This is a genomic window from Micromonospora sp. NPDC049282 (assembly GCF_043197045.1).
Lineage (GTDB): Bacteria > Actinomycetota > Actinomycetes > Mycobacteriales > Micromonosporaceae > Micromonospora.
On the sequence record NZ_JBICSL010000011.1, the window covers coordinates 82,509 to 105,640 of the forward strand.

General features: G+C 74.2%; 27 protein-coding genes. 10 read left to right on the top strand and 17 right to left on the bottom strand.

Going from position 1 to position 23,132, the window contains the following annotated elements:
- Positions 1 to 82: 82 nt before the first annotated feature.
- From ACGFI2_RS18770 to ACGFI2_RS18785, 4 genes are read right to left on the bottom strand one after another with little or no spacing between them, the layout of a single operon-like run.
- Complete coding sequence (locus tag ACGFI2_RS18770; RefSeq protein ID WP_393518368.1) at positions 83 to 1,477, bottom strand: metallophosphoesterase; 1,395 nt, start codon at positions 1,475 to 1,477, stop codon at positions 83 to 85.
- A gap of 11 nt (positions 1,478 to 1,488) precedes the next feature.
- Positions 1,489 to 1,734, bottom strand: a complete 246-nt coding sequence (locus ACGFI2_RS18775; protein ID WP_393518371.1) for a MoaD/ThiS family protein — start codon at positions 1,732 to 1,734, stop codon at positions 1,489 to 1,491.
- Positions 1,735 to 1,736: 2 nt separating this feature from the next.
- On the bottom strand, positions 1,737 to 2,753 hold the full coding sequence (moaA, locus tag ACGFI2_RS18780) for a GTP 3',8-cyclase MoaA (protein WP_393518374.1): 1,017 nt from the start codon (positions 2,751 to 2,753) through the stop codon (positions 1,737 to 1,739).
- Positions 2,750 to 3,664 carry a fructosamine kinase family protein gene (locus ACGFI2_RS18785; protein ID WP_393518376.1) on the bottom strand — a complete coding sequence of 305 codons (915 nt, stop codon included), beginning with the start codon at positions 3,662 to 3,664 and terminating at the stop codon, positions 2,750 to 2,752. The genes moaA and ACGFI2_RS18785 overlap by 4 nt, the downstream gene beginning before the upstream one ends.
- Before the next feature lie 161 nt (positions 3,665 to 3,825).
- Here ACGFI2_RS18785 and ACGFI2_RS18790 point away from each other — a divergent pair, with 161 nt between their 5' ends.
- Positions 3,826 to 4,923: a DUF4192 domain-containing protein gene (locus ACGFI2_RS18790; protein ID WP_393518379.1), complete on the top strand. Its 1,098-nt coding sequence runs from the start codon at positions 3,826 to 3,828 to the stop codon at positions 4,921 to 4,923.
- A gap of 132 nt (positions 4,924 to 5,055) precedes the next feature.
- Here ACGFI2_RS18790 and fdhD read toward each other — a convergent pair whose 3' ends face one another.
- Positions 5,056 to 5,910: a formate dehydrogenase accessory sulfurtransferase FdhD gene (fdhD, locus tag ACGFI2_RS18795; RefSeq protein ID WP_393518382.1), complete on the bottom strand. Its 855-nt coding sequence runs from the start codon at positions 5,908 to 5,910 to the stop codon at positions 5,056 to 5,058.
- A gap of 113 nt (positions 5,911 to 6,023) precedes the next feature.
- Here fdhD and ACGFI2_RS18800 point away from each other — a divergent pair, with 113 nt between their 5' ends.
- From ACGFI2_RS18800 to ACGFI2_RS18810, 3 genes are all read left to right on the top strand, one after another.
- Positions 6,024 to 6,623 carry a molybdenum cofactor guanylyltransferase gene (locus ACGFI2_RS18800; protein WP_393518385.1) on the top strand — a complete coding sequence of 200 codons (600 nt, stop codon included), beginning with the start codon at positions 6,024 to 6,026 and terminating at the stop codon, positions 6,621 to 6,623.
- Positions 6,620 to 6,877, top strand: a complete 258-nt coding sequence (locus ACGFI2_RS18805; protein WP_393518388.1) for a DUF6457 domain-containing protein — start codon at positions 6,620 to 6,622, stop codon at positions 6,875 to 6,877. Before ACGFI2_RS18800 ends, ACGFI2_RS18805 begins: the two co-directional genes overlap by 4 nt.
- A gap of 90 nt (positions 6,878 to 6,967) precedes the next feature.
- Positions 6,968 to 8,068 (top strand): hypothetical protein, encoded by a 1,101-nt coding sequence (locus ACGFI2_RS18810; RefSeq protein WP_393518391.1) that lies wholly within the window; start codon positions 6,968 to 6,970, stop codon positions 8,066 to 8,068.
- A 2-nt stretch (positions 8,069 to 8,070) separates the two neighbouring features.
- Here ACGFI2_RS18810 and ACGFI2_RS18815 read toward each other — a convergent pair whose 3' ends face one another.
- Entirely contained in the window at positions 8,071 to 9,024 is a 954-nt protein-coding gene (locus tag ACGFI2_RS18815; RefSeq protein ID WP_393518394.1) for a zinc-binding dehydrogenase, read from the bottom strand.
- A 65-nt stretch (positions 9,025 to 9,089) separates the two neighbouring features.
- The gene (locus ACGFI2_RS18820) at positions 9,090 to 9,548 is read right to left on the bottom strand and encodes an Lrp/AsnC family transcriptional regulator (RefSeq protein ID WP_393518397.1); all 459 of its coding nucleotides are present in this window, start codon (positions 9,546 to 9,548) and stop codon (positions 9,090 to 9,092) included.
- Positions 9,549 to 9,607: 59 nt separating this feature from the next.
- On the opposite strand from ACGFI2_RS18820, the gene ddaH reads away from it, so the two are divergent.
- Positions 9,608 to 10,441, top strand: a complete 834-nt coding sequence (gene ddaH / locus ACGFI2_RS18825) for a dimethylargininase (RefSeq protein ID WP_393518400.1) — start codon at positions 9,608 to 9,610, stop codon at positions 10,439 to 10,441.
- A gap of 54 nt (positions 10,442 to 10,495) precedes the next feature.
- On the opposite strand, the gene ACGFI2_RS18830 is transcribed toward ddaH, so the two are convergent.
- The gene (locus tag ACGFI2_RS18830; RefSeq protein ID WP_393518403.1) at positions 10,496 to 11,713 is read right to left on the bottom strand and encodes an ABC transporter substrate-binding protein; all 1,218 of its coding nucleotides are present in this window, start codon (positions 11,711 to 11,713) and stop codon (positions 10,496 to 10,498) included.
- A 49-nt stretch (positions 11,714 to 11,762) separates the two neighbouring features.
- The gene (locus tag ACGFI2_RS18835; protein ID WP_393518406.1) at positions 11,763 to 12,590 is read right to left on the bottom strand and encodes an alpha/beta hydrolase family protein; all 828 of its coding nucleotides are present in this window, start codon (positions 12,588 to 12,590) and stop codon (positions 11,763 to 11,765) included.
- 57 nt (positions 12,591 to 12,647) lie between these two features.
- On the opposite strand from ACGFI2_RS18835, the gene ACGFI2_RS18840 reads away from it, so the two are divergent.
- A complete protein-coding gene (locus ACGFI2_RS18840; protein WP_393518409.1) occupies positions 12,648 to 13,250 on the top strand; it encodes a bacterial proteasome activator family protein in 603 nt (200 codons plus the stop codon).
- 36 nt (positions 13,251 to 13,286) lie between these two features.
- Here ACGFI2_RS18840 and ACGFI2_RS18845 read toward each other — a convergent pair whose 3' ends face one another.
- The 3 genes from ACGFI2_RS18845 to ACGFI2_RS18855 form a co-directional block, all read right to left on the bottom strand.
- Positions 13,287 to 14,099, bottom strand: a complete 813-nt coding sequence (locus ACGFI2_RS18845; RefSeq protein WP_393518412.1) for an HAD family hydrolase — start codon at positions 14,097 to 14,099, stop codon at positions 13,287 to 13,289.
- Positions 14,099 to 14,923, bottom strand: a complete 825-nt coding sequence (locus ACGFI2_RS18850) for an HAD family hydrolase (RefSeq protein ID WP_393518415.1) — start codon at positions 14,921 to 14,923, stop codon at positions 14,099 to 14,101. Before ACGFI2_RS18850 ends, ACGFI2_RS18845 begins: the two co-directional genes overlap by 1 nt.
- Positions 14,924 to 15,099: 176 nt before the next feature.
- Positions 15,100 to 15,846, bottom strand: a complete 747-nt coding sequence (locus tag ACGFI2_RS18855) for a hypothetical protein (RefSeq protein WP_393518418.1) — start codon at positions 15,844 to 15,846, stop codon at positions 15,100 to 15,102.
- 121 nt (positions 15,847 to 15,967) lie between these two features.
- Between ACGFI2_RS18855 and ACGFI2_RS18860 the strand changes: the two genes are divergently transcribed.
- The 3 genes from ACGFI2_RS18860 (at position 15,968) to ACGFI2_RS18870 (ending at position 17,705) form a co-directional block, all read left to right on the top strand.
- The gene (locus ACGFI2_RS18860) at positions 15,968 to 16,396 is read left to right on the top strand and encodes an OsmC family protein (RefSeq protein WP_393518421.1); all 429 of its coding nucleotides are present in this window, start codon (positions 15,968 to 15,970) and stop codon (positions 16,394 to 16,396) included.
- A gap of 144 nt (positions 16,397 to 16,540) precedes the next feature.
- Positions 16,541 to 16,885, top strand: a complete 345-nt coding sequence (locus ACGFI2_RS18865) for a metallopeptidase family protein (protein ID WP_199199675.1) — start codon at positions 16,541 to 16,543, stop codon at positions 16,883 to 16,885.
- Positions 16,886 to 16,979: 94 nt separating this feature from the next.
- Entirely contained in the window at positions 16,980 to 17,705 is a 726-nt protein-coding gene (locus tag ACGFI2_RS18870) for an AIM24 family protein (RefSeq protein WP_393518424.1), read from the top strand.
- 43 nt (positions 17,706 to 17,748) lie between these two features.
- Here the strand turns inward: ACGFI2_RS18870 and pheA are convergent, their stop codons facing one another.
- From pheA to ACGFI2_RS18890, 4 genes are all read right to left on the bottom strand, one after another.
- Positions 17,749 to 18,705 carry a prephenate dehydratase gene (gene pheA, locus ACGFI2_RS18875; RefSeq protein ID WP_393518426.1) on the bottom strand — a complete coding sequence of 319 codons (957 nt, stop codon included), beginning with the start codon at positions 18,703 to 18,705 and terminating at the stop codon, positions 17,749 to 17,751.
- Positions 18,706 to 18,715: 10 nt separating this feature from the next.
- The gene (locus tag ACGFI2_RS18880; RefSeq protein ID WP_393518429.1) at positions 18,716 to 19,243 is read right to left on the bottom strand and encodes a hypothetical protein; all 528 of its coding nucleotides are present in this window, start codon (positions 19,241 to 19,243) and stop codon (positions 18,716 to 18,718) included.
- 110 nt (positions 19,244 to 19,353) lie between these two features.
- The gene (locus tag ACGFI2_RS18885; RefSeq protein ID WP_393518432.1) at positions 19,354 to 19,809 is read right to left on the bottom strand and encodes a hypothetical protein; all 456 of its coding nucleotides are present in this window, start codon (positions 19,807 to 19,809) and stop codon (positions 19,354 to 19,356) included.
- A 231-nt stretch (positions 19,810 to 20,040) separates the two neighbouring features.
- Complete coding sequence (locus ACGFI2_RS18890) at positions 20,041 to 20,775, bottom strand: hypothetical protein (RefSeq protein ID WP_393518435.1); 735 nt, start codon at positions 20,773 to 20,775, stop codon at positions 20,041 to 20,043.
- A gap of 162 nt (positions 20,776 to 20,937) precedes the next feature.
- Here ACGFI2_RS18890 and ACGFI2_RS18895 point away from each other — a divergent pair, with 162 nt between their 5' ends.
- Positions 20,938 to 22,152 carry an arginine deiminase gene (locus ACGFI2_RS18895; protein ID WP_393518438.1) on the top strand — a complete coding sequence of 405 codons (1,215 nt, stop codon included), beginning with the start codon at positions 20,938 to 20,940 and terminating at the stop codon, positions 22,150 to 22,152.
- Positions 22,153 to 22,218: 66 nt separating this feature from the next.
- On the opposite strand, the gene ACGFI2_RS18900 is transcribed toward ACGFI2_RS18895, so the two are convergent.
- Positions 22,219 to 23,100, bottom strand: a complete 882-nt coding sequence (locus ACGFI2_RS18900; RefSeq protein WP_393518441.1) for a DUF5926 family protein — start codon at positions 23,098 to 23,100, stop codon at positions 22,219 to 22,221.
- Positions 23,101 to 23,132 lie beyond the last annotated feature (32 nt).

Below are 23,132 nucleotides of genomic sequence, written 5' to 3' on the forward strand. Positions count from 1 at the left end.
CCGCCGCCACGCGTACGCGTGACCTGAGCAATGCGGTGCTGGACGTGGCGGCCCTAACGCGCTATGCGGATCGCGGCTCGCGCTACGGGCTGCGCAGCTCGACCAGCGTCACCTGCGGCGGGGCGCCGACCCGCACCGGCGGACCCCAGAAGCCGGCGCCGTTGGTGACGTAGACCTTGGTGCCGTCCACCTCGCCCAGACCGGAGACCACCGGCTGCTGGAGCTTCACCGCCAGGTTGAACGGCACCATCTGGCCGCCGTGGGTGTGCCCGGAGAGTTGGAGGTCGACGCCGAACTTCGCCGCCTCGTGCGCGGCCACCGGCTGGTGGGCCAGCAGCACCACCGGGCGGCTCGGGTCGCGGTCGGCGAGCGCGGCGGCGTAGTCGGCGGGTGCCGCCAGCCCGGTGCCGGCGGCGGTCACGTCGTTGACACCGGCCAGGTCCAGCACCCCGCCCCGGGCGCGGATCTCCTGCCGCTCGTTCTGCAGCACCCGCAGGCCGAGCCGGTCCACCTCGCGGACCCACTCCTCCACACCGGAGTAGTACTCGTGGTTGCCGGTGACGAAGAAGCTGCCGTACCGGGAGCGCAGGTCGCGCAGCGGCTCCGCCGCCGTGCCCAGCTCGGCCACCGAGCCGTCCACCAGGTCACCGACCACCGCCACCAGGTCGGCGTCCAGGCGATTGATCATCGCGACGATCCGCTCGGTGTGTGCCCGGCCGCGCAGCGGCCCGAGGTGGATGTCGGAGACGGTCGCGATCCGCAGCCCGTCCATGCTCCGGGGCAGCTTGGCCAGCGGAATCCGCACCCGGTCCAGCCGGGGTGGACCCATCGCGGTGCGGACGCCGTACCCGGTCACGCCAGCGGCGGTGAGCCCGGCGAAGATCGCCGCGCCGCGCGCGAGCAGCAACCGGCGGGACGGGTCGTGGTCGGGCGTCCCCGCAGCGTCCGTCGGCGGGTCGCCCGCGTCGCCGGTCGGGTTCGCGTCGTCGGAGTGGTCCGGCGGCGGCGAGTCGGCGGCGTCGCCGGTCAGGGCTGTCGGGCGGGCGTCGCCGGTCAGGGCTGTCGGGCGGGCGTCGCCGGTCAGGGCTGTCGGGCGGGCGTCGCCGGGCCGGGCCGAGGTGCTCGCGCCGGCCAGCGCCGGCTCGGGTTCCGGCCCCGCAGCCGTGGCCGTCCGGGCGCGCCGGCGCAGGACCAGCCGGACCACCGCGGTCGGCACCTCGAGCACCAGCAGCAGCACCAGCAGGTAGAACATCAGGGCCAGCCAGAGGTAGCCCGGCCAGGCCAGCCAGTAGAAGCCGTTCTGCGTGCCGGCCATGGTCGCCGGCACGAGCAGCGCGAGCAGGATCGCCACCACCGCGCCGGCCCGGCGCCCACGCCCGGGGCGGGTGGTGTCCCGGACCAACCGCTTCCACAGGTAGAAGTGGATCAGGCCGATGACGAGCACGACGAAACCCACGAATGTCGCCATCGCCAGCACGTCGGCCTCCCTCAGCCGCCCGCGAAGGGTGGCAGCACGTCCACCGTCACCCCGGCCGGCAACGGTAGCCGACGATCATGACAGGCCACGCCGTCGACCAGGAAACTCGCCGCCTTGAGCACCACGGCCAGTCGCTCCCCGTGCCGCGCGGACAGGTCGTCGAGGAGTTCGTCCAACGACCGCCCGGCGGATGCGGTCTCCTCGGCGCGACCGGCGGCGGCGCGCGCGCCGGCGAAATAGCGGACGGTCAGCTCCACAGTCAGCCTCCGATCGCGGACATCGGGCGGACGGGCTGCAGGAAGGTCGGATCGTCGATGCCGTGCCCGGCGCGCTTGCCCCACATCGCGGCGCGCCAGCGACGGGCCAGTTCCTCGTCGTCGGCGCCGGCCCGCAGCGCGCCCCGCAGGTCGGACTCGTCGGTGGCGAAGAGGCAGTTGCGCACCTGGCCGTCGGCGGTGAGGCGGGTGCGGTCGCAGTCGCCGCAGAACGGCCGGGTCACGCTGGCGATCACCCCTACCCGGGCCGGCCCGCCGTCCACCAGCCAGGTCTCGGCCGGCGCGGCGCCCCGCTCGGTCGGGTCGGGCCGCAACGCGAACTCGGCGTGCAGGGCGACCAGGATCTCGTCGGCGGTGACCATGGTCGACCGGTCCCAGCCGTGCTGGGCGTCCAGCGGCATCTGCTCGATGAACCGCAGCTCGTAGCCGTGCGCCAGGGCGAACCGGAGCAGCTCCGGCGCCTCGTCGTCGTTGACGCCGCGCATCAGCACCGCGTTGATCTTCACCGGGGTCAGCCCGGCCGCCGCCGCGCCGGCCAACCCGGCGAGCACGTCGTCGTGCCGGTCCCGCCGGGTCAGGGCGGCGAACCGTTCCCGGTCCAGCGTGTCCAGCGAGACGTTCACCCGGTCGAGCCCGGCCGTGCGCAGCGTCGGCGCGAGGCGGGCCAGACCGATGCCGTTGGTGGTCAGCGAGATGCGCGGCCGGGGCGACAGCGCCGCCACGGCCGCCACGATGCCGGGCAGCCCGGGCCGGATGAGCGGCTCGCCGCCGGTGAAACGCACCTCGGTGATGCCGAGCCGCCGCACCGCGACGCCGACCAGGCGGACGATCTCGTCGTCGGTGAGCAGTTGCGGACCGGCCAGCCAGGGCAGGCCCTCGGCCGGCATGCAGTAGGTGCAGCGCAGGTTGCACTTGTCGGTCAGCGAGACCCGAAGGTCCCGGGCGACGCGACCGTACCGGTCGGCGAGAACCCCGTCGGCCGTCGTCCGGGAGGCGGTCATCCGTCGACCGTAGCGCGTCCGACCGCCCGGAGCGCGGCCCGTGCGGCAGAGGACACCGCTTCCGCGTACGCCTCGCCGAAGAGTGCGGTGTGCACCAGCAGCAGGTGCAGTTGGTGCACCGGCACCCGCTCGCGCCAGCCGTCGGCCAACGGCCGGGCCTCCCGGTAGGCGGCCATGATCCGGTCCAGGTGCGGCGGGCCGCCGAAGAGCGCGAGCTGAGCCAGGTCGGTCTCGCGGTGGCCGCCGTGCGCCGCCGGGTCGACCAGCCAGACCCGGCCGTCGGCGCCCCAGAGCAGGTTGCCGGGCCAGAGATCGCCGTGCAGCCGGGACGGCGGCTCGTCGCCACCGAACTCGCCGAGCCGGTCGACCACCTGCTCGACCAGCGCCGAGGTGGCCCCGGTCAGCGCGCCGCGGTCGACCGAGGCACGCAGGTGCGGCAGCAGGCGGCGCCGGGCGAACCAGCTCGACCACGGCCCCGGGTCGGGCGTGTTGTCCTGCGGCAGCGCCCCGATGAACCCGGCCCACTCCGCGCCGAACGCGGGCGCGCCGGCCCGGTGCAGCCCGGCCAGCGCCCGGCCGAACGCCTCGGCCGCCTCCGGCCCCGGCTCGCCCGGCTCCACCCAGTCGAGCGCCAGCAGCTCCGGCAGCGCGACCAGCACCTCGGGCACCGGCACCGCGTCGGCCTCGCGTAGCCACCGCAGGCCGGCCGCCTCGGTGGCGAAGAAGGCCTCGGGCACCGGCCGCGCCGCCCGTTCCGGCCAGCTCTTGGTGAAGACGGAGTGCCCGTCGTCCAGGGTGAGCCGGGATGCGGTGCAGATGTCGCCCCCGGCGACCGGCGTCTCCCGGATCCGCTGGTGGGTCAGGAAGGTCGGCAGGTGCTCCGGGTGTGCCCGCAGGTATGCCAGGTCCATGACCGCAAGGTAGTCGCTGCCTGGGACATCCGTGGGCCGTGTCGTACCGCGATCGTCGCCGGTCGCCGTCCACCTGGACCGATACGCTGCGTGCCTGTGGACGGACCGCGTGTCGTCCACAGGGTCTCCCGTGGCGACCGGCTGCCACGCACGCTCCCGGCATGAACTCGACCGAGCGCCCTCGCCTCTCCGTCCGCTCGCCGGCCGACCTGGTCGCCGCCGTGCCCTACCTGCTCGGCTTCCATCCCGCCGACAGCGTCGTGGTGGTCGCGGTGCGGGGCCGGCGCGTGGTCTTCGCCGCCCGGGGCGACCTGCCCGACCCGGGCACCGACCCCGGTCCCGTGGCCCGACACCTGGCACAGGTGGTGGTGCGGCAGGACGCCGACGCCGCGACGGTGATCGGCTACGGCCCGGCCGCCCGGGTCACCGGCGCCGTGGACGCGGTCGGTGGGGCGCTGGACGACGCGGGGCTGGTCGTCCTGGACGCGCTCCGGGTGACCGACGGCCGCTGGTGGTCCTACCTCTGCGGCGAACCGGCCTGCTGCCCGGCCGACGGCACCCCGTACGACCCGGCCGCCAGCCAGGTCAGCGCCGCCGCCGTCTTCGCCGGTCAGGTCGCCCTGCCCGACCGCGCCGCGCTGGCCGCGCAGGTGTCCCCGCTCGACGGCCCGGTCCGACTGGCCATGCGACGGGCCACCGCGCGGGCGCGACGCCGACTGGCCGCCCTCACCGGCGAGCCGTCCGGCGGCGGACCGTCCGGCGGCGCCCTGTCCGGCGGCGGACCGGCCGGAGAAGCGACCGGTGGCCGGCGTGGGGAGGCCCGGGCCGTGCGCTCGGCCGGCACGGCGGCGGTGCGGGCCGCGTTCCGCCGGCAGCGGCGTGGCGAGCGGCTCGACGACGACGAGGTGGCCTGGCTGACCGTGCTCCTCACCCAGGTCGCGGTACGGGACCACGCGTGGTCGCGAACCGACGGCCGGGACGCCGACATCAGCCTCTGGACCGACGTCTTCCGGCGGGCCGAGCCGGACCTGACCGCGGCGCCCGGAACGCTGCTCTCGTTCGCCGCCTGGCGGGCCGGGCACGGCGCGCTGGCCGCCGTCGCCTTGGAGCGGGTGCTCGCCGCCCACCCCGAATACCCGCTCGCGGTGCTCCTCGACGACGCGCTCCGCCGCGGGCTGCCGCCGTCCGAGCTGGACGGCTGGCCCGCCAACGCCGGGGGATCCGTGCTGCGCCGCCGGCGGCGTCGCCCGCCCCGCTGAGCCGGCGGTCGGCCGCACCAGTGGGCCGGCGGTCGCCCGCACCAGTGGGCCGGCGGTCGCCGGCCCCGCCGGGCCGGGGCCGGTCGTCCGGCTGCGTCGGAGGCGTCGCCCGCCCCGCCGGGAGGGGGTGGATCATCCGGGCACGCGCTGCGCACCGGTGTAGACGTTCATGGTCGGGCCGCGAAGGAAGCCGACCAGGGTGATCCCGGCCTCCTCGGCCAGTTCGGCGGCGAGCGTGCTGGGCGCGGAGACCGCCGCCAGCAGCGGCACTCCGGCCATCCACGCCTTCTGGGTGAGCTCGAAACTGGCCCGACCGGAGACGAGCAGCACGTGGCCGGCCAGCGGCAGCCGGTCCGCGCGGGCCGCCCAGCCGACCACCTTGTCCACGGCGTTGTGCCGGCCCACGTCCTCCCGCAGCACCAGCAGCTCACCGTCGGCACTGAAGAGTCCGGCCGCGTGCAGGCCGCCGGTGCGGTCGAAGGCGCGCTGCGCGGTACGTAGACGGTCGGGCAGCCCGGCCAGCAGTTCGGCGGTGACCTCAAGCGGGTCCTCCCGCACGGCGAACCGGGAGCGGGTGCGCACGGATTCGATGCTCGCCTTGCCGCACACCCCGCACGAGCTGGTGGTGTAGAAGTTCCGCGTCGGGTCGGTCGCCGGCTGCGGCACACCGGGGGAGAGCACCACGTCGACCACGTTGTAGGTGTTGGGGGTGTCCGTCCCGGCGCACAGCTGCGCGGTGTGCACGTCCTCCGCCGACCGGATCAACCCCTCGGTGAGCAGGAAGCCGATCGCCAGGTCCAGGTCGTCGCCCGGGGTGCGCATGGTCACCGCGAGCGGCCGGCGGCGGCCGGGGCCGGCTGGCCCGACGCGGATCTCCAGCGGCTCCTCCACGGCCAGGGTGTCCTGCCGGCGGACCCGGGTCCGCCGTTCGCCCGTCGCCTCCAGGTCGATCCGCAGCACGCCTCGCCGGTCCGTCGCCCGTCCCATGCCGCCATCCTCTCCCGCACCCACCTCACCCGCACCTTCCCCATCGACACCAGCACCGCCAGATCCACACCAGCACCGAGGGTGCCGGCGGTGGCCGTGGGTAGGGTGAGGCGGTGACCGGGTACGCGGCGGTGGTGCTCGCCGGCGGCGCGGCCCGGCGGATGGGTGGGACGGACAAGCCCGCCCGTCCGGTCGGCGGCCGGCCGATGCTGCGTCGGGTGCTGGCGGCGGTGGCCGACGCGAGCGAACGGGTCGTGGTCGGTCCGTCCGGTCCGGTGCCGGTGGGGGTGCGGGTGACCCGGGAGGATCCGCCCGGTGGTGGCCCGGTGGCCGCCGCGGCGGCGGGGCTGGCCCTGCTGCGCTCCGACACGCTCACGGTCGCCCTGCTCGCCGCCGATCTGCCCCTGCTCACCGCCGAGGCGGTGGCCGAGTTGCGGCTCGCGCTCGACGGGTCGACCGACGGGTTGGCCTGCTACGTGGACGGCGACGGTCGCCGGCAGCAGCTCTGCGGGGTGTGGCGCCTGCCGGCACTGCGGGCCGCTCTCGACCGGCTGGCGGCCCGACGGGGCGGCACGGTCGACGGCGCCCCGGTGCGCGGGTTGCTGTCCGGCACCACGGTCCGGGAGGTGGCCTGGTCCGGTGCCGGCGCGCCGCCGTGGTTCGACTGCGACACTGACGAGGACGTACGCCGGGCCGAGGAGTGGATGACATGACGGTGATGGACGACTGGGTCACCGCGGCCTGCGCCGAGCTGGACCTGGACCCGGCGGAGGTGCCGGTGTCGGCGGTGCTCGACGTGGCTCGGGACGTGGCGCACCAGGTGCTCCGGCCGGGCGCGCCGGTCAGCGCGTACCTGTTGGGGGTGGCCGTGGGTCGCGGCGCGGACCCGGCGGCGACGGCCGCCCGGCTCAGCGCGCTGGCGGGTTCCTGGCCGGTGGAGCTGGACGGGACCGCCGGGGCGGAGTAGCCCGTTCCGGCCCGGTTGTCCGATCCCGGTCGGGTGTGATCCGGTCGGCACCGCCCGTCGGTAGGGTGGCGGGAACGGACGGAGGCGATCATGACGGCAGACCACCCCTCGGCGCCGGTCGACCAGCCTTCCGGCGGTGCGCCGGAGCAGCACGAGTCGATCCTGCTGGACGAGCCGACCACGGCCGATCTGCGGGCCAAGGTGACCGAGGCCTGGCGGGAGTTCGCCCGGGCCCTGGCCGACCGGCTGCGCGGGCTGCCCGCCGGTGGGCACCTGGAGGTCACGCTCGACCCGACGGCCTCCGGGACCGGGGACGCCGTCTATTCGGTCAGCGCGGACGCCGGCGAGGAGGGTGGCCTGTCGGCCCGGGCGGTCGGCAACGCCACGCTCCCGCAGGGTTACCGGCTGGACCGGGCGGCGGTGGCCGACATGGTGGCGCTGGGCTGGTCGCCGCCGGGGGTGGTGCCGGGCTCCGGTGAGCAGTTCGGCCTGGACTGCGGCGTCGACGAGGCGACCCGGTTGTCCGCCGTGCTCTCCCGGACGCTGCGTGACGTCTACGGCGCCCCGCACCCCGCCTTCCTGGTCTACCTGGTGCACGACGCCGACGGTGAGCCGCTGCCGGTGGAGCCGCTCGGCACCGCCCGCGGCGAGTTCGGCCCGGACCGGGACGTGGAGGCCGACCTGGAGGAGGCGTTGGCCGCCGCGGCGGCCGCCCAGGCGGGTGAGAACGACGTGCTGGCCCTGGAGGAGCGGGTGCGCACGGTCGTCTCGACGATGTTGAAGTCCGACTCCGACCAGGTGCAGGTCGACTCCGACGGCGACATCAACATCCGGGCCGGTTCGGCCATGGTCTTCGTCCGGGTCCGGGACAATCCGCCGCTGGTCGACGTCTTCTCGCCGGTGCTGACCGAGGTCGAGCCGACCGAGCGGCTCTACGTGAAGCTCTCCGAGTTGACCAACCGGATGCCGATCGGCCGGCTCTACTGCGCCGACGACACGGTCTGGGCCTCGATCCCGGTCTTCGGCCGAAACTTCCAGGCCACTCATCTGATGCTGGCCGTGCAGGTGATGACCGGTCTCGCCGACGAGCTGGACGATCGACTGCACGGCGAGTTCGGCGGCAAGCGGTTCTTCGGCGAGGGTGACAAGCCGGCGCGGGCGCAGGAGCACCGCACCGGCATGTACCTCTGAGGTCAGACGTCGAGCAGGGTCTTGCCGACGGTGGCGCGGGCTTCGATGGCGGCGTGCGCGTCGGCGGCCCGCTCCAGCGGGAAGCGCTGGGCGATCAGCGGCCGGAGCCGTCCGGCCGCGGCCATGGCAAGCGCCTCCTCGGTGAGTTGGCGCAGCTCGTCCGGCCGGGGGCGGGGCCGCAGCAGCGTCACGTCGCGGGCGGCGGCGGCGTCCGCCGGCACGTCCGCCCAGGCACCGCCGGCCAGCCCGAAGCTGAGCATCCGGCTACCGCGGTCGAGCAGGTCGAACGCCTCTCGCGCGAGGGTGCCGCCGACGCCGTCGAAGACCACGTCGACGGCGCCGACGGCGGCCCGGACCTGGTCGGTCCAGTCCGGCTCCCGGTAGTCGACCACCACGTCGAGCATGCCGGCACGGAGCATGACGACTTTTTCCGGTCCGCCGGCGGCGGCCACCACCGTGGCGCCGGCTCGCGTCACCAACTGCACCAGCAGGCTGCCGACGCCGCCGGCCGCGGCCTCCACCAGGACCCGGTCGCCCGGCCGTAGCTCCGCCGCCCGGGCCAGCATCAGGGCGGTCCGGCCGTCGGCCATGACCGCCACCGCCGCGTCCAGCGACAACCCCGGCGGTACGGGGATCGGCGCGTCCCGGTCGACGACGACGCGCTCGGCGTAGCCGCCGGTGCCGCCGGTGCCGGTGACCACGAGCTGGCCGACCAGCGCCGGGTCGACGCCGGGGCCGACCGTCGCGATCGTGCCGCCGACGCCGTTGCCGGGGATCAGCGGCAGGTCGGCGGCGAACGGGCCGAAGCCGGTCGCCCGGAACATCGTCTCGACGAACGTGATGTTCGCGTGCGCCACGTCGACGAGGACCTGGCCCGGTCCGGGTGTCGGGTCGGGCGCCGACCCCGGGACCAGCACCTCCGGTCCGCCGAACTCCCGCAGCCACACCGCACGCATCGCGCCTCCTGGATTCTGTCGCCTGCGCCGAGTCAACGACGTGAAGCCGGGTTCAGGTCAACCGGTCAGCCGGTGGACGGCCCGACGCCGGGGGACTCGACCAGCCGGGACAGCACGATGGTGCTACGGGAGGACGTGACGAACGACTCGGCGCGCAGTCGTTCCAGCGCCTCCTCCAGGTGGGAGATGTCGGCGGCGCGGAGGTGCACCAGCGCGTCGGCCTCGCCGGAGACGGTGTAGGCGCCGACCACCTCGGGGTGCCGGCGGGCGGCGACGCCGATCTGCGCCGGGGTGGTCCGGCCGGCGCAGAACAGCTCGACGAACGCCTCGGTGGTCCAGCCGACGGCGGCCGGGTCGACCACGGCGGTGAAGCCGCGGATCACCCCGGCCGCGCGCAGCCGGTCCACCCGGCGCTTGACGGCGGGAGCGGAGAGTGACACCCGGGTGCCGATGTCCGCGTACGAGGCGCGAGCGTCCGCCACGAGCAACGCAATGATTCGCTGGTCGACCGCGTCTATCTGCAACGTTCCACCTCTCGGAAGCAATGGTTGTGGCTGTTACTAAAGTTCTACCGTACCTACTCTTGGTGACCGTGAACCAGCAGCGAGTCTCGCGAAAGCGGACATATCTCATGTGCTCGCCCGAGCACTTCGCGGTCGAGTACGCGATCAACCCGTGGATGGACGTGACCACGGCGGTCGACGCCGACCTGGCGGTCAAGCAGTGGGACCGGCTGCGCGAGACGCTGCTCGGACTCGGCCACGAGGTGCACACGCTCACCCCCGAGGCGGGCCTGCCGGACATGGTCTTCGCGGCCAACGGGGCCTTCGTGGTCGACGGCACGGTCTACGGCGCCCGGTTCAAGCACGAGCAGCGGACCGGCGAGGCCGCCGCGCACCGGGCGTTCTACGAGGCGCAGGGCTGGCACTTCATCGCGCCGAGCGAGACGAACGAGGGCGAGGGCGACTTCGCGTACCTGCCGGACGCGCACGGCGGGCTGATCCTCGCCGGCCACGGCTTCCGCACCGAGCTGGCCGCGCACGCCGAGGCGCAGGAGGCGCTCGGCCGGCCGGTGGTCTCGCTGCGCCTGGTCGACCCGCGCTTCTACCACCTGGACGTGGCGCTCGCCTCGATCGACGACGGGAACATCGTCTACTACCCGGGCGCCTTTTCCGCGGCGAGCCAGCGGGTGCTGCACCAGCTCTTCCCGGACGCGGTCGTGGCGGACGACGAGGACGCGCTGGCCTTCGGTCTGAACCTGGTCAGCGACGGGCTCAACGTGGTGCTGAACAGCGAGGCCAGCCGGCTGGCCGGCACGTTGAAGGCGGCCGGCTACCACCCGGTGCCGGTGGAGCTGGCCGAGTTGAAGAAGGGCGGCGGCAGCGTGAAGTGCTGCATCGCCGAGCTGCGGCACTGACTTCCGGCGTATCCGAGGGGTGGTCTCCCGGCCGGGAGACCACCCCTCGTCGCGTCAGCCGAGCGTGGCCAGCTCGTTGATCACCACGTTGGAGAGCAGCCGGCCGTCCAGCTGCACCTTGCGCAGGTACCACTTCTGCTGCGGGGTACGCGGCTGGTTGAACTGCCAGGAACCGCGCGGGCTGTCGATCTGGCCGATCTTTCCGAGCGCCAGGTTGAGCTGCGTCGGGGACGGGTCGCCGCCGACCAGCCGGATCGCCTTGTCCAGCACCTGCGCGGCGTCGTACGAGGCCATCGCGTAGGTGGTGGGTGAGGTGTTGAACGTCTTGCGGTACGCCGAGGCGAAGACCCGGTTGGGGGTGTTGTTCAGGTCGGCCGAGTAGTTCAGGGCGGTCTCGATGCCGTGTGCCTCGATCAGCTTCCGGTCCCGGCCCTTCTCGCCGTCGTCGAGCTGCTCGAGGACCGTGCCCTCGGTGAGGAACCCGGGCGCGTAGATCGGCCCCCGGTAGCCCTCGTCGTAGAGCTGCTTGATGAACTGCACCGCCTGCGCGCCGGTGTAGTGGCAGAAGACCGCGTCCGGCTTGCGGGCCAGCGCCTTGCGGATCGGCCCGGCGTAGGCGCTCTTGCCGGGGTTGGGGTAGTCGGGGGTGTAGATCGGGTCCTCGGTGAGCCGACGGCCCTGCTCGTAGCCGCGCCGCAGCCCGGCGACGACGTCCTGGCTGCCCTGCCCCTGGGCGCCGAAGATGGCGATCCGGCTGGACGGGTCCAGAATCTGGCGCAGGTGTTCGCCGAGCGCGAAGCCCGGCTCGTCCAGCACGTACGAGGTGCGCCAGATGTAGACCACGCCCTGGAGCGTCGCGGGCGAGGCGTTGGAGCCGATCAGCGGCACCCGGGCCTGCTCCACGGCGTCCCGGATGCCGGTCATGACGGTCGGGCTGACCACGCCGGTGAGCGCGAGCACGCCCTCCTTCAGCAGCCGGTCGACGGCGGCCTTGCCGGTCGCGGCGGTGTCGCCCTCCTCGGCCGGCACCACCGTGACCGGGTGCCCGCCGAGCTGCTGCCCGTGGGTGCTGAGGAAGAGCTGGAAGCCGTTGGTGATCTCGTCACCGATGGCCTTGTTCGGGCCGCTGCCGGGCGCGATCAGCCCGATCTTGATGGGGCTGCCGGCCGTGGCCTCCTCGGTGTCGTCCCCGGAGCCGCAACCGGCCACGAGTCCGGTGGTGCCGAGCGCGGCCAGCAGTTGCAGGGCCCGCCTGCGGTTCATCTGTGCCACCGAACTTCCTTCCCCCCGGGGTGGCCATGGTGCACACCCCTTCGGCGTTCTACCTGGTCGGCGACGCTGCGTCAATGCCCGGAAGATCATCGTGAAGGGACCGCAATGCCTCGACAACCCGGGGCCAGGCGGCCGAATCCGGCGCGATCAGCCCGAAGTGTTCGCATTCCGGCAGCTCAACCAGGGTGGAGCCGCCTCCGGCGGCCCGGTCGGCGACCACCCAGGAGCGGCTCGTGGACACCGGAACCTGCTGGTCGAGGACCCCGTGCACGACTACCGTGCGTACCCGCACCGGTACCAACGCCGATGGATCCGCGGCGGCGTACCGGTCGGGTACGTCGGCCGGGCCGCCGCCGAGCAGCGCGGCCACCGCCCCGGCGTCCAGATCCAGCCGGTACGCCTCGGCGAGGTCCGCCACCGGCGCCAGCGCGAGCACGCCGCCGACGGAGTCCGGGTGGTGCGCGGCCGCGTACAGCGCCAGGTGCCCGCCGGCCGAGTGACCGACCAGGACCGGCGGAACGGGCGCCACCCGGCCGGGCAGCGCGGCGGCGGCCAGCTCCGGCAGGGCGGCGACCCCGGCGAGCACGTCGGTGAGCGTGTGCGGCCAGCCGCCGCCGGGCCGGCCGGTCCGGCGGTACTCGAGCTGGGCCACCGGGTGGCCGAGGGCGGCCAGTGCCGCCGCCATCGGACCGGTGTGGGCGCGGTCGTACTCCGCCCGCCAGAATCCGCCGTGCACCACCACGACCAGCGGCCGGGCCGGTCCCTCGCCGGCCGGGCGGCGCAGGTCGGCGCACTGGTCCGGGTGCTCGCCGTAGGAGACGGTGGCGTCCGGCGGCGGGGCCGGTCGGGTCAGCACGTCACGGGGGTCGCTGGGCATGCCGGGACGGTAGCCTGCCCGGTCCTGGGCGCGTGCGCGTGGTCGGGGTGGGTAAAGATGGGTGCCATGACCGAAGCACACTCCGGCGAACACGACGGCGAACACGACGGCGAACAGGGCAACGATGGCATCCCGGGCACCGTGGTGGTGGTCGGGCCGGACGGTCGACCGGTAGGCACGGTGCAGACCGACGAGGGCAGGGGCGAGGACCCGACCCGCCTGGTCGAGCAGCCGGCCAAGGTGATGCGGATCGGCAGCATGATCAAGCAGCTGCTGGAGGAGGTGAAGGCCGCCCCGCTGGACGACGCCAGCCGGCACCGGATGCGCGAGATCCACGAACGCTCGATCGTCGAGCTGAAGGAGGGCCTCGCTCCCGAGCTGCGCGAGGAGCTGGAGCGGATCTCGCTGCCGTTCACCGAGCAGCAGGCCCCCAGCGAGGGCGAGCTGCGCATCGCCCACGCCCAGCTGGTCGGCTGGCTGGAAGGGCTGTTCCACGGCATCCAGGCCGCGCTGGTGGCCCAGCAGATGGCCGCCCGCGTCCAGCTGGAGCAGATGCGCTCCGGCCGCCAGGCGCTGCCCAGCGGCCCGGCCGGGATGGTCCCGGGCATGCCGGGGATGCCCGGCGGCGCCGAGGGCCACGCCCCCGGCCAGTACCTGTGACCCCGCCGGCCGGGGCGCGCGACGCGCCCCGGCCGGTCAGTCCAGCCCGAAGACCTTCTCCAGGTACGCGGCGACGCCGTCCTCGGTGTTCGCCGCGGTGACCTCGTCCGCGATCTCCCGCACCGCCGGGTGGGCGTTGCCCACCGCGACCGCCCGACCGGCCCAGGTCAGCATCGGCACGTCGTTCGGCATGTCGCCGAAGGCCAGCACGTCGCGCTCGTCGATGCCCAACCGGGCCGCGAACCAGGCCAGGCCGGCCGCCTTGGTCACACCGGCGGCGGAGATCTCGATCAGCCCGCTGTACGACGAGTGGGTCGCCTCGGCCAGCCCTTCGAGCGCGCCGGCCACCACCCGGACGAACACGTCCGGATCCTGCTCCCCGGCCCGGACCAGCAGTTTCACCGCGGGAGCGGCGAGCAGCTCCTCCGGCGACTCGACGGCCCGGATCGCGTCCGCGTCGGCGTCCCAGCGCAGCGGGTAGTGCGCCTCGTGCCGCATCTGCCGGCTGTCCACGATCTCCACCGCGAAGCTCACCCCGGGCACCTCGGCCCGCAGCCGGCGGGCCACCTCGGCCAGCAGGTCCGGGGCGAGCGGGTCGGCGCGCAGCACCTCGTCGGCGATCGGGTCGTACACCACCGCGCCGTTGGCACAGATCGCCGGCAGCGGCTCGTCGAGCTGGTCGTACACCAGTTGGAGCCAGCGGATCGGACGGCCGGTGACCAGTACGACCGGCGTGCCCCCGGCGGTGATCCGGGCCAGCACCCCCGCGGTACGCGGGCTGAGCCTCCGGTCGTCCGTCAGCAGCGTGCCGTCGATGTCGGTCGCGACGAGTCGAGGTGGCTCTCCCATCACCGGGAGAGTAGTCGGTCCAGGTAGACCGCGACGCCGTCGTCGTCGTTGCGCAGGGTGACCTCGTCGGCGGCGGCGCGGACCTCCGGGTGGGCGTTCGCCACCGCCACCCGGGACCAGCCGGCCCAGCCGAACATCGGCAGGTCGTTGGGCTGGTCGCCGAAGACCAGCACGTCCGCCGGGTCCACGCCGAGCCGCTCGGCGACCACGCTCAGCCCGGTGGCCTTGTCGACCCCCGGCGGGCAGATCTCGACGAAGCCGAGCCCGGCCTGGGTGAGCGCGGCCACGTCCGGCGGCACGATCCGGCGGGCCGCCGCGAGCAGCTCGTCGACGTGGTGGTCCTCGGTCCGGGCGAACGCCTTGACCACGTCGCAGGAGAGACACTCGGCCCGGCTGCGCACCTCGAACCGGTCCGGGTAGGGCCAGCTCGGGTGGTAGTCGCCCCAGAGCGGCGTGTCGTGCTCGCCGGACGCCTCCACCATCACGGTGAGCGGGCCGACGACGGCCTCCAGGTCGGCGAGGAGCCGGGCGAGCACCTGGCCGCTCAGGCGCTCGTCGCGCAGCACCAGCGGACCGGCCGGGTCGCTCTGGTCGACCACCCAGCCGCCACCGGCCATCACCAGGAAGTCGGCGGCGCGGATGTCGTTGCGGCTCAGCTCGGCCAGTCGCGGTCCGCGCCCGGTCGCGCCGACGACCGGGATCCCGGCCGCCCGCACCCGGTCCAGCACCCCGTGGGTGTACGCGGAGACGGTGTCGTCGCTGCGGACGAGCGTGCCGTCGAGGTCGGTGGCGATCAGCTTGGGCAGGCCCGGGCGGGTGGTCATGGTTCCTCCTTCGCCCGCCACCGTCACGCCGGCCGACCAGGTCCTCGGTGCCGCGGCCACCGGACGGTGGGCAGGCAACCGTATCTCGCGGGACCGGGGGCGACCACGGCATTCCGGCGAATCGGCCGCGAATCCGGGACGACGATCCGGTGGCCGCCGAGAGAGGGCCGGCCCGCTCAGCGGGAGCGTTCGGGGCCGGCGAACGGCACCGTCGGTTCCACCGTCAGGTCGGCCGGCGCCGGCGGCGCCTCGTCGTCGCGGCCCCGCCCCCGCCGCCGGGTGCGCCGGTCGGCCGGTGGCCCGCCGTCCGGCGCCGCCTCGGCGTCGGCCCGGTCGTCGGCCGGTTCCCCGAACCGCCCGGCCCGGTGCAGCGCCGCCGCCAGCAGCGCGACGGCGACGAAGGCGGTGATCAGGCCGCGCCCGTGCTCGACCTGGATGTTCTGTTCCACCGGGAAGAAGAGGATGCGCTTGGCGATCTGCTGGAGGGAGGAGGCGGCCGCGGCCAGCACGCCGAGCAGCGTCGCCGCGAGGCCCAGCCCGGCGATCCGGGCGTGCTGCCGCACCGCCGGGGCGCCGCGCAACGCCAGCGCCACCGTGACCGACAGCCCGAGCAGGCCCACCAGGTACGCCACCCCGAAGCCGCCGGTCTCGGCGATGCCGCTGGCGAGCTGGTTCGGCGCGTTCTCGTCCCGGGCGTCGTCGGGGATGACGATCACCAGCCACTCGCCGATCATCGAGGCGAGCGCGGCGACCGCGCCGAGCCCGGCGAGCACCGGCGGCAGGCGGTGGTCCCGGCCCAGGCCGGCCAATGACCGGCTCACCCGGCCGGAGGGGGCCGCCTCGGCGTCGGCGTCGCCCCACTCCACCACCGTGGTGCCGTCGGCGCGGCTGTCCTGCCTGGGAATCGGGAGATCCTGCGACATCGGCCACCCTTCGGCGTCGGCGGGCCTGCGTCGAATCATGGCACAACCGGCGCCCGGTCATCGGGAGCGCGATGCGGCTCGGGCGGTGCGGGGCGGCCCGCTTTCGGTTAGCGTCGGTGCCATGCCTATCCGTACCGCTTCCGCTCGTTGGCAGGGCGACCTCGCCGAGGGGTCGGGCACCGTCCGCACCGGCAAGGGCGGCCTGTCCGGCAACTACTCCTTCAAGTCGCGCTTCGAGGAGGGTGAGGGCACGAACCCCGAGGAGCTGATCGGCGCCGCGCACGCGAGCTGCTTCTCGATGGCCCTCTCCAAGCAGCTCGCCGACTCCGGCGCCACCGGCACCTCGGTGGAGACGACCGCCAAGGTGCACTTCGACAAGACCGACGCCGGCATGACCGTGACCCGCATCGACCTGGAGACGGTCGGCCAGGCTCCGGGTCTCGACGAGGCCGGCTTCACCAAGCTGGCCGAGGCGGCCAAGGAGAACTGCCCGATCTCCCGACTGCTCTCACCGGGCGCGGAGATCACCCTCACCGCCCGCCTCGCCTGACCGAGCCCGACGCGGGCATCCTGACCGCGCTTTCCCGGAAACAGGGCCCATCGGGGCACCGATGGGCCCTGTTTCCGGGAACGAGTGTTGATCTTCGGCGGCTGGCCGCCGAAGGCCGGAGCGGGGAGGATGGGCGACGTGGCCGTGGAGATGAGCCGGGACCGGTTCGAGGAACTGGTCGGCGAGGCGCTCGACGAGGTGCCCGAGGAGCTGCTCGGGCTGATGAGCAACGTGGTCATCCTGGTGGAGGACGACCCGCCGCCCGGCGAGAACCTGCTCGGGCTCTACGAGGGGCACGCGCTCACCGCGCGCGGTTGGGACTACTCCGGCGTGCTGCCCGACCGGATCCTGATCTACCGGAACCCGATCCTGGCGATCTGCGACACCGACGACGACGTCGTCGACGAGGTCGCGGTGACCGTGGTGCACGAGATCGCCCACCACTTCGGCATCGACGACGAGCGCCTGCACGCTCTCGGCTGGGGCTGACCGGGCCCCGGCCCGTCCCCGCTCGGCCGATCCCCGCGGTTGCGCCCGTCCCCTAACCTCCGGTGCAGGCACATCCCGATGCAGGAGGAAACCCATGCGCAGCGAGCTGTTCTCCGCGGCGAACCTCGAGAAGGAGTCCCAGCAGCCGGGCATGCGGCTGCAGAACTCCAAGATGCTGAAGATCGAGTTGAACGGCGAGGCGATGGCCCGCGTCGGGTCGATGGTCGCCTACCAGGGTCAGGTGCAGTTCCAGGCCCTCGGCTCGGGCGGCATCGGCAAGTTCATCAAGCAGCGGCTCACCGGTGAGGGCGTGCCACTGATGAAGCTCTCCGGGCGCGGCGACGTCTTCCTGGCCGAGCTGGCCAAGGACGTGCACATCATCGACCTGGAGCCCGGCGACGCCCTGTCCATCAACGGCTCCAGCGTGCTCGCCTTCGACTCCACCCTCCAGTACGACATCAAGATGGTCAGCGGCATGGGCATGGCGTCCTCGTCGGGCCTGTTCAACTGCGTCTTCACCGGGCACGGCCGGATCGCGGTCACCACCAAGGGCACCCCGGTGGTGCTGAACGTGGACGCGCCGACGTACGTCGACCCGCAGGCGGCGGTCTGCTGGTCGGCCAACCTGCAGACCGGCTACCACCGGGCCGAGCAGCTCGGCCTCGGCACGCTGCTCGGGCGCAGCACCGGCGAGGCGTTCACGATGAGCTTCGCCGGTCAGGGCTTCGTCGTGGTCCAACCCTCGGAGGAGCCGCCGGTGGCCGGCAGCGGCGCGCAGCAGCAACAGCAGGGTGGCCTGCTCGGCGGCCTGCTCCAGTGACCGCCCGGGCCGGGTGCGTCGCTGGGGGGCACACCCGGCCCGATCAGCTCAGCTCGCCGGCGCGCAGCCGGGCCAGCCAGGCCGCCGCGTCGGCGTAGTCGGCGTCGGAGAGACCGGCCGGCGCGGGCGTCGGCCGGTCGCCCGCCGCCGTGCTCCAGCGGTGCCGGGGGTACGACCCGAGGAAGCGCACGTCGGCGCAGACCCGGCGCAGCCCGCGCAGTGCCTCGCCGAGGCGTACGTCGGCGACGTGCCCGGCGCAGTCCAGGAAGAACACGTAATGCCCGAGCGCCTCGCCGGTCGGGCGGGACTCTATCCGGGTCAGGTTCACCCCGCGTACGGCCAGCTCCATGAGCACGGACAGCAGCGCGCCCACCCGGTCGTGCGCGAGGTAGACCGCCAGCGAGGTGAGGTCGTCGCCGGTCGGCGGCGGGGGCGGCCCGGGGCGGGACACCAGCGCGAACCGGGTCACCGCGTCGGGATGGTCGGCGATCTTGTCGGCGAAGACGGTCAGCCGGTGCCGGGTGGCGCCGATCGGGGCGCAGACGGCCGCGTCGTACTCGCCGTTCGCCGCGCCGGCCGCGGCCGCGCCGTTGGAGAGCACGTCGACCACGGTGGCGTCGGGCAGGTGGTCGCGGAGCCAGCCGCGGCACTGGGTGGACGCCTGCGGGTGGGCGGCCACGCTGCGCACCGAGTCCGGTGTGACGCCGGACCGGCCGGCGAGCACGAACTCCACCGGCAGCACCACCTCCCGCGTGATCACCAACGGGTCGCCCTCGGCCAGTTCGTCCAGGGTCACGCCGACCGCGCCGCCGATGGAGTTCTCCAACGGCACCAGCGCGGCGTCCGCCTCCCCGGCCCGTACCGCGTCGAGCGCCTCGCCCACGCTGCGGGCCGGCGTGCGGTCGCCCCGCTCGGCGGCGGGCACGGTTCGTAGCGCCTGTTCGGCGAAGGTGCCCTCGGGGCCGAGGTAGACGAAGCGGGTGGGCGGTGTTCCCGGCATGGCGACCAGCCTACGCACCCGGGATGCCGTCGCAGGCCAGGGTGCGGATGCCCGGCGGCGCGGCGGCCCGCACCTCGACGCCGCACACGTCCGTCCCGGCGGTCACCAGCGTGGGTGTGCCGTGCCGGCCCCGGGTGACCACCTGGAGTTCCTCGTGCCCGGCGACCGCCAGCACGGTGTAGTGCCAGCCCTCGGCGCAGAGCGGCCCGGCCCGGACGGTGACCCGCACGTTCCGGGGCAGCACGCCGGCGGAGCCGCGCAGCAGCGCGACGATCCGGTCCCCGGACGGGGCGCCGCGGCAGGGCGTGGCGGCCGGGTCGGGCGCCGGGGCGGTCGGCGCGGACGGGACGGCCGGGGTGCTCGGGACGGCCGATGTGGTCGGGGTCGGGTTCGAGGGCGTGGCCGACACCGAGGGGCGCGGGCCGCCGGGGTCGGCGGGCGGCTCGCGCAGCTCGGGCGGCCGGCCGCACGCGGTGAGCACGAGCAACGCGAGCAGCGTCGCCGGAAGGGGCCGGTGGCGGGGTGGGGTGCGGGGCACGGTGGAGTCCTCGACATCGAGGGGCGTCGTTACGGCCGGGGGCCGAGCCCATCGTAGGAGGCTCACCCGTTCGGGTGAAGCCGGGTGCTCGACCCGATGCCGCCGCCGGGTCAGAGCACGGAGAAGAAGGTGAGCGAGCCGGCGACCGCGGACCCGGTGAGCACCGGGGTGGAGATCGCGTCCACCGTCGTCCCGGCGTCGGAGCCGGGCCCCCGGACGCGGAGCAGCCCGCGGGCGAGCCGGCCGGAGAGCAGCGCGAGCAGCGGGGGGATCTTGTCGGTCTCCTGCTCGGTGAGCTCGCTCGGGCTGGCGGTGAAGTCGACCAGGCGCAGGCCACCCTCGAGCAGCGGCAGGCCGATCACGTCGTCCGGCGCGCCGAGGCAGAGCAGGTCGCAGCCGGACGAGGAGATGGCCACCACGGTGGTGTCGACGTCGATCAACAGGCACGGCTCGGCGGCTCGGGAGACCGTCCCGGACCACTGCGTGAAGTTGTCGGTCTCCTCCTCGGTGGGTGTCTCCGTCGGGGACGTGAACACTTCCGAGAGTGAGAGCTCGACGTGGGCCACCGCGCCTCCTATGTACACCGACGGTCCGTCCACGCTAGCCGGTCGGCACGGCGACCTTCCGGCCGCGCTGCGCTTCCCGGTCTCCGCCGCCGCCCGAGGTGCCGGGCGGCTCGGTGACCAGGGCACATGCGTCGGTGCGGCGGGAGCCCCAGGGGTAGGGCGGCCAGCGACGACGCGGACCGACGAACCGGTCGGGGCGGTGTCGCGGACCGCGTGGCGTCGTCGGAGACGTTACCGCCGGGCGGCCCGCTTGTCAGCGGCCGTTCGGCCCTCGTCGTACCACCGGTAGTCGGCGGATGGACGGTACGTGCCGTTCAGCCAGGTCGACGGCGCCTGGGCGACCCGGGACAGTTTCTCGGCGGTGGCCGGGGTGATCCGGTTGCCGGCGGCCACGAGCAGGCGGTCCAGCTCCCGGTGGGTGGCCATGAGGCAGTCCTTCGGCAGGCCGTAGACGCTGATGACGCCGGAGCCGACGAAGGTCAGCACCGGCGTCACCGGGATCGGCAGGCCGACCGCGTCGGAGAGCGCCTTGCTGGCCCGCTTGGCGTCGCGGCGCGCCTCGGCCACATAGGGCGGACGCTTGCCGTTGATCTGCACGACGTCGCCGGCGACCAGCACGCGGGCCCGGCCGTGGTCGGCGATGGTGACCGCGAAGAGCCCGCTGGGCCCGATCGCGAGGAACCCGGCGCGGTCCTCGTCACCGTGGTCGAACAGCGCCTCGGCCGGGTCCGTCCGGGGCCATTCGATGACGTGCCAGGCGGGGCCGAGGTGGTCGAGCTGCCCCAGGGCGCGGGCCCCGGCGGCCTCCAACCGGCGGGCACCCCGCTCGGCCCGACGACGGCGGGCCCACTCCAGGGGAGTCGGCCGGGCCGGTTCGAGCACCGACGTGGCCTCGACCCGGGGCGGCGCCGCGTGGGGCGGCAGTGCCCGGCTCGGTACGGCTCGACGAGCGGGAAAGACAGTCATCGCGACCTCCGGCAAAAGGTCTCTCGAAGTTATGTCTCCACTACCCTACGTTGCACACCCGGGGTCTCGGCAAGTTGGACCGCCGGAATGACTGCGGATGAATGCCATATTCATTCACACTTCTTTTCCGGATGGTGCGGAAGCCTGCCCTACGCTGCGGGGGTGACGCACTACGTGGACAGCGAAGTGGCCCGACTCGGCACGGTGCTGCTGCACCGCCCGGGGCCGGAACTCGCCCGCCTCACCCCACGCAACAACGACTCCCTGCTCTTCGACGCTATCCCATGGGTGGGACGGGCGCAGGAGGAGCACGACGCGTTCGCGGCGGCCCTGCGCTCGCGCGGCGTGGAGGTGCTCTACCTGGCCGACCTGTTGGCCGAGACGCTCGCCGTGCCGGACGCCCGCGCCGAGTTGACCCAGCAGGTGCTGCGGTCCCGCCGCCTCGGCGACACCCTCCGCGCCCGGGTCGCCGACCACCTGGCGTACCTCGATCCGGCCGCCCTGGCCGACGTGTTCATCGCCGGTCTCGCACACGAGGAGCTGCGGATCGGCGGCGAGCGGCCGGGCGGCCTGGTGTGGACCCTGATGGACCGGCACGACTTCGTCATCGACCCGCTGCCCAACCTGCTCTTCACCCGCGACTCGTCGGTGTGGATCGGCGACCGGGTCGGCGTGACCAGCCTGGCCATGCCGGCGCGGCGGCGGGAGACCACCCTGACCGACGCGATCTACCGCTACCACCCGCGCTTCGTCGGCACCGAGTTCGTCTACCACCCGGGGTTGGAGCACCTGGAGGGCGGCGACGTGCTGCTGCTCGCGCCGGGCGTGCTCGCCGTCGGCGTCGGGGAACGCACCACCCCGGCCGGCGCCGAGCGGCTGGCCCGACAGGTCTTCGCCGCCGGGCTGGCGCACACCATCCTGGTGGTGCCGATCGCCCAGGAACGCGCCACCATGCACCTGGACACGGTCTGCACCATGGTCGACGCGGACGCGGTGCTGATGTATCCGAACATCGCCAGCGAGCTGTCCGCGTACACCGTCGTCGCCGGCGCGGACGGCGAGCCGCGGGTCGACGGCCCGGCCCCGTTCCTGCGGGCCGCCGCCGACGCGATGGACCTCGACCAGCTCCGGGTGATCGACACCGGCCTGGACCCGGTCACCGCCGAACGGGAGCAGTGGGACGACGGCAACAACACGCTCGCCCTCGCGCCGCGTCTCTGCGTGGGCTACGAACGCAACGTGGAAACCAACGCGCAGCTGGAACGGGCCGGCATCGAGGTGATCGCCATCGCCAGCTCGGAGCTGGGCTCCGGCCGGGGCGGCCCCCGCTGCATGTCCTGCCCCCTGGTCCGGGAGAAAGGCGGGGCCCCCTCTTAACGCCTCCGGTAGAGAAGGGGCCCCGCTAGCGCTCAGGCGTCAACAGGGGCCCCTCCTTGCACCCGTTCAGCGCAGGGTGAGCTGGCGGCCGAGCAGGCCCTGACGGGCGCGCCGGCCCGCCGCGTCCAGCGGCTCCCGCTCCCCCAACGCCTCGGCGTAGCGCTTGGCGAACTCCGCGACCGGGCCCTCCCACTCGGCGGCCGGAGCGTCCTCCGGCAGGTCCCAGACCGGCGTCAGGCGGCCGTGCGCCCGGAACATGCCGGCGAACTTCGTGTCGTCGCCGAGGGTCAGCGCCCCGGTCGCGCCCAGCCGGGACAGGGCGTCCAGCGCGGCGTCCTCGTCGTCCGGCAGCACCCAGCGCACGTGGGCCTTCTCCGGCACCTGGCACCAGTACGCCGCCCGCGCCGCGTCCAGCTTCACCGTCGGGTAGATCGCCGCGTTGGCCCGTTCCAGGGACGCCTGCACGTTCGGGTCGTCGGCCGCGCCCGGGTCGAGCCAGAAGTCGAACCCGTCGTGCATGCTGATCTCCAGCGGACCGTCGACCAGGATGTCCTGGAGGCGAGGGCCGGGCCCGGGCAGCGGCGGCACGCTCACCTGCCCACCCGGCTCGGTACGCAGCGCGCAGAGCAGCGCGTCGGCCAGGTCCCGGGAGACGTCGCCGGACTGCTGATGCCGTTGCAGGCCGACGAGGACCCGTCCGTCCGGCTTCGCCATCGCCGGGGCGGCCATCGGCAGGACGGTGGCCAGGACGACCGGGCGGTCGCCGTACTCCTCGACCAGCTCCGGGGTCAGCCGCAGCGGCGCGGACGCGGCCGGCACCAGCTCCCGCAGGGCGATCCACTCCGGCTCGTCGACCAGGCCCTCGAACGGTCGGGGCACGAAGACGTCGCGCACCTTCTCCCGCTTCGGGGTGGCTTCGGCCCGCTGGTTCTTTCGACGCTTGCTCACGGCGAGACAGCCTAGAGGCCCGGCGGGACCGT

What these genes read in the sequence shown, in the direction of transcription:
- ACGFI2_RS18815 (WP_393518394.1), bottom strand. Translation starts at nt 9,024, where the DNA reads ATGCGTGCGGTGTGGCTGCGGGAGTTCGGCGGACCGGAGGTGCTGGTC.
- ACGFI2_RS18855 (WP_393518418.1), bottom strand. Translation starts at nt 15,846, where the DNA reads ATGTCGCAGGATCTCCCGATTCCCAGGCAGGACAGCCGCGCCGACGGC.
- ACGFI2_RS18790 (WP_393518379.1), top strand. Translation starts at nt 3,826, where the DNA reads ATGAACTCGACCGAGCGCCCTCGCCTCTCCGTCCGCTCGCCGGCCGAC.
- ACGFI2_RS18810 (WP_393518391.1), top strand. Translation starts at nt 6,968, where the DNA reads ATGACGGCAGACCACCCCTCGGCGCCGGTCGACCAGCCTTCCGGCGGT.
- ACGFI2_RS18890 (WP_393518435.1), bottom strand. Translation starts at nt 20,775, where the DNA reads ATGACTGTCTTTCCCGCTCGTCGAGCCGTACCGAGCCGGGCACTGCCG.
- ACGFI2_RS18785 (WP_393518376.1), bottom strand. Translation starts at nt 3,664, where the DNA reads ATGGACCTGGCATACCTGCGGGCACACCCGGAGCACCTGCCGACCTTC.
- moaA (WP_393518374.1), bottom strand. Translation starts at nt 2,753, where the DNA reads ATGACCGCCTCCCGGACGACGGCCGACGGGGTTCTCGCCGACCGGTAC.
- ACGFI2_RS18860 (WP_393518421.1), top strand. Translation starts at nt 15,968, where the DNA reads ATGCCTATCCGTACCGCTTCCGCTCGTTGGCAGGGCGACCTCGCCGAG.
- ACGFI2_RS18870 (WP_393518424.1), top strand. Translation starts at nt 16,980, where the DNA reads ATGCGCAGCGAGCTGTTCTCCGCGGCGAACCTCGAGAAGGAGTCCCAG.
- fdhD (WP_393518382.1), bottom strand. Translation starts at nt 5,910, where the DNA reads ATGGGACGGGCGACGGACCGGCGAGGCGTGCTGCGGATCGACCTGGAG.
- ACGFI2_RS18845 (WP_393518412.1), bottom strand. Translation starts at nt 14,099, where the DNA reads ATGGGAGAGCCACCTCGACTCGTCGCGACCGACATCGACGGCACGCTG.
- ACGFI2_RS18805 (WP_393518388.1), top strand. Translation starts at nt 6,620, where the DNA reads ATGACGGTGATGGACGACTGGGTCACCGCGGCCTGCGCCGAGCTGGAC.
- pheA (WP_393518426.1), bottom strand. Translation starts at nt 18,705, where the DNA reads ATGCCGGGAACACCGCCCACCCGCTTCGTCTACCTCGGCCCCGAGGGC.
- ACGFI2_RS18835 (WP_393518406.1), bottom strand. Translation starts at nt 12,590, where the DNA reads ATGCCCAGCGACCCCCGTGACGTGCTGACCCGACCGGCCCCGCCGCCG.
- ACGFI2_RS18850 (WP_393518415.1), bottom strand. Translation starts at nt 14,923, where the DNA reads ATGACCACCCGCCCGGGCCTGCCCAAGCTGATCGCCACCGACCTCGAC.
- ACGFI2_RS18840 (WP_393518409.1), top strand. Translation starts at nt 12,648, where the DNA reads ATGGGTGCCATGACCGAAGCACACTCCGGCGAACACGACGGCGAACAC.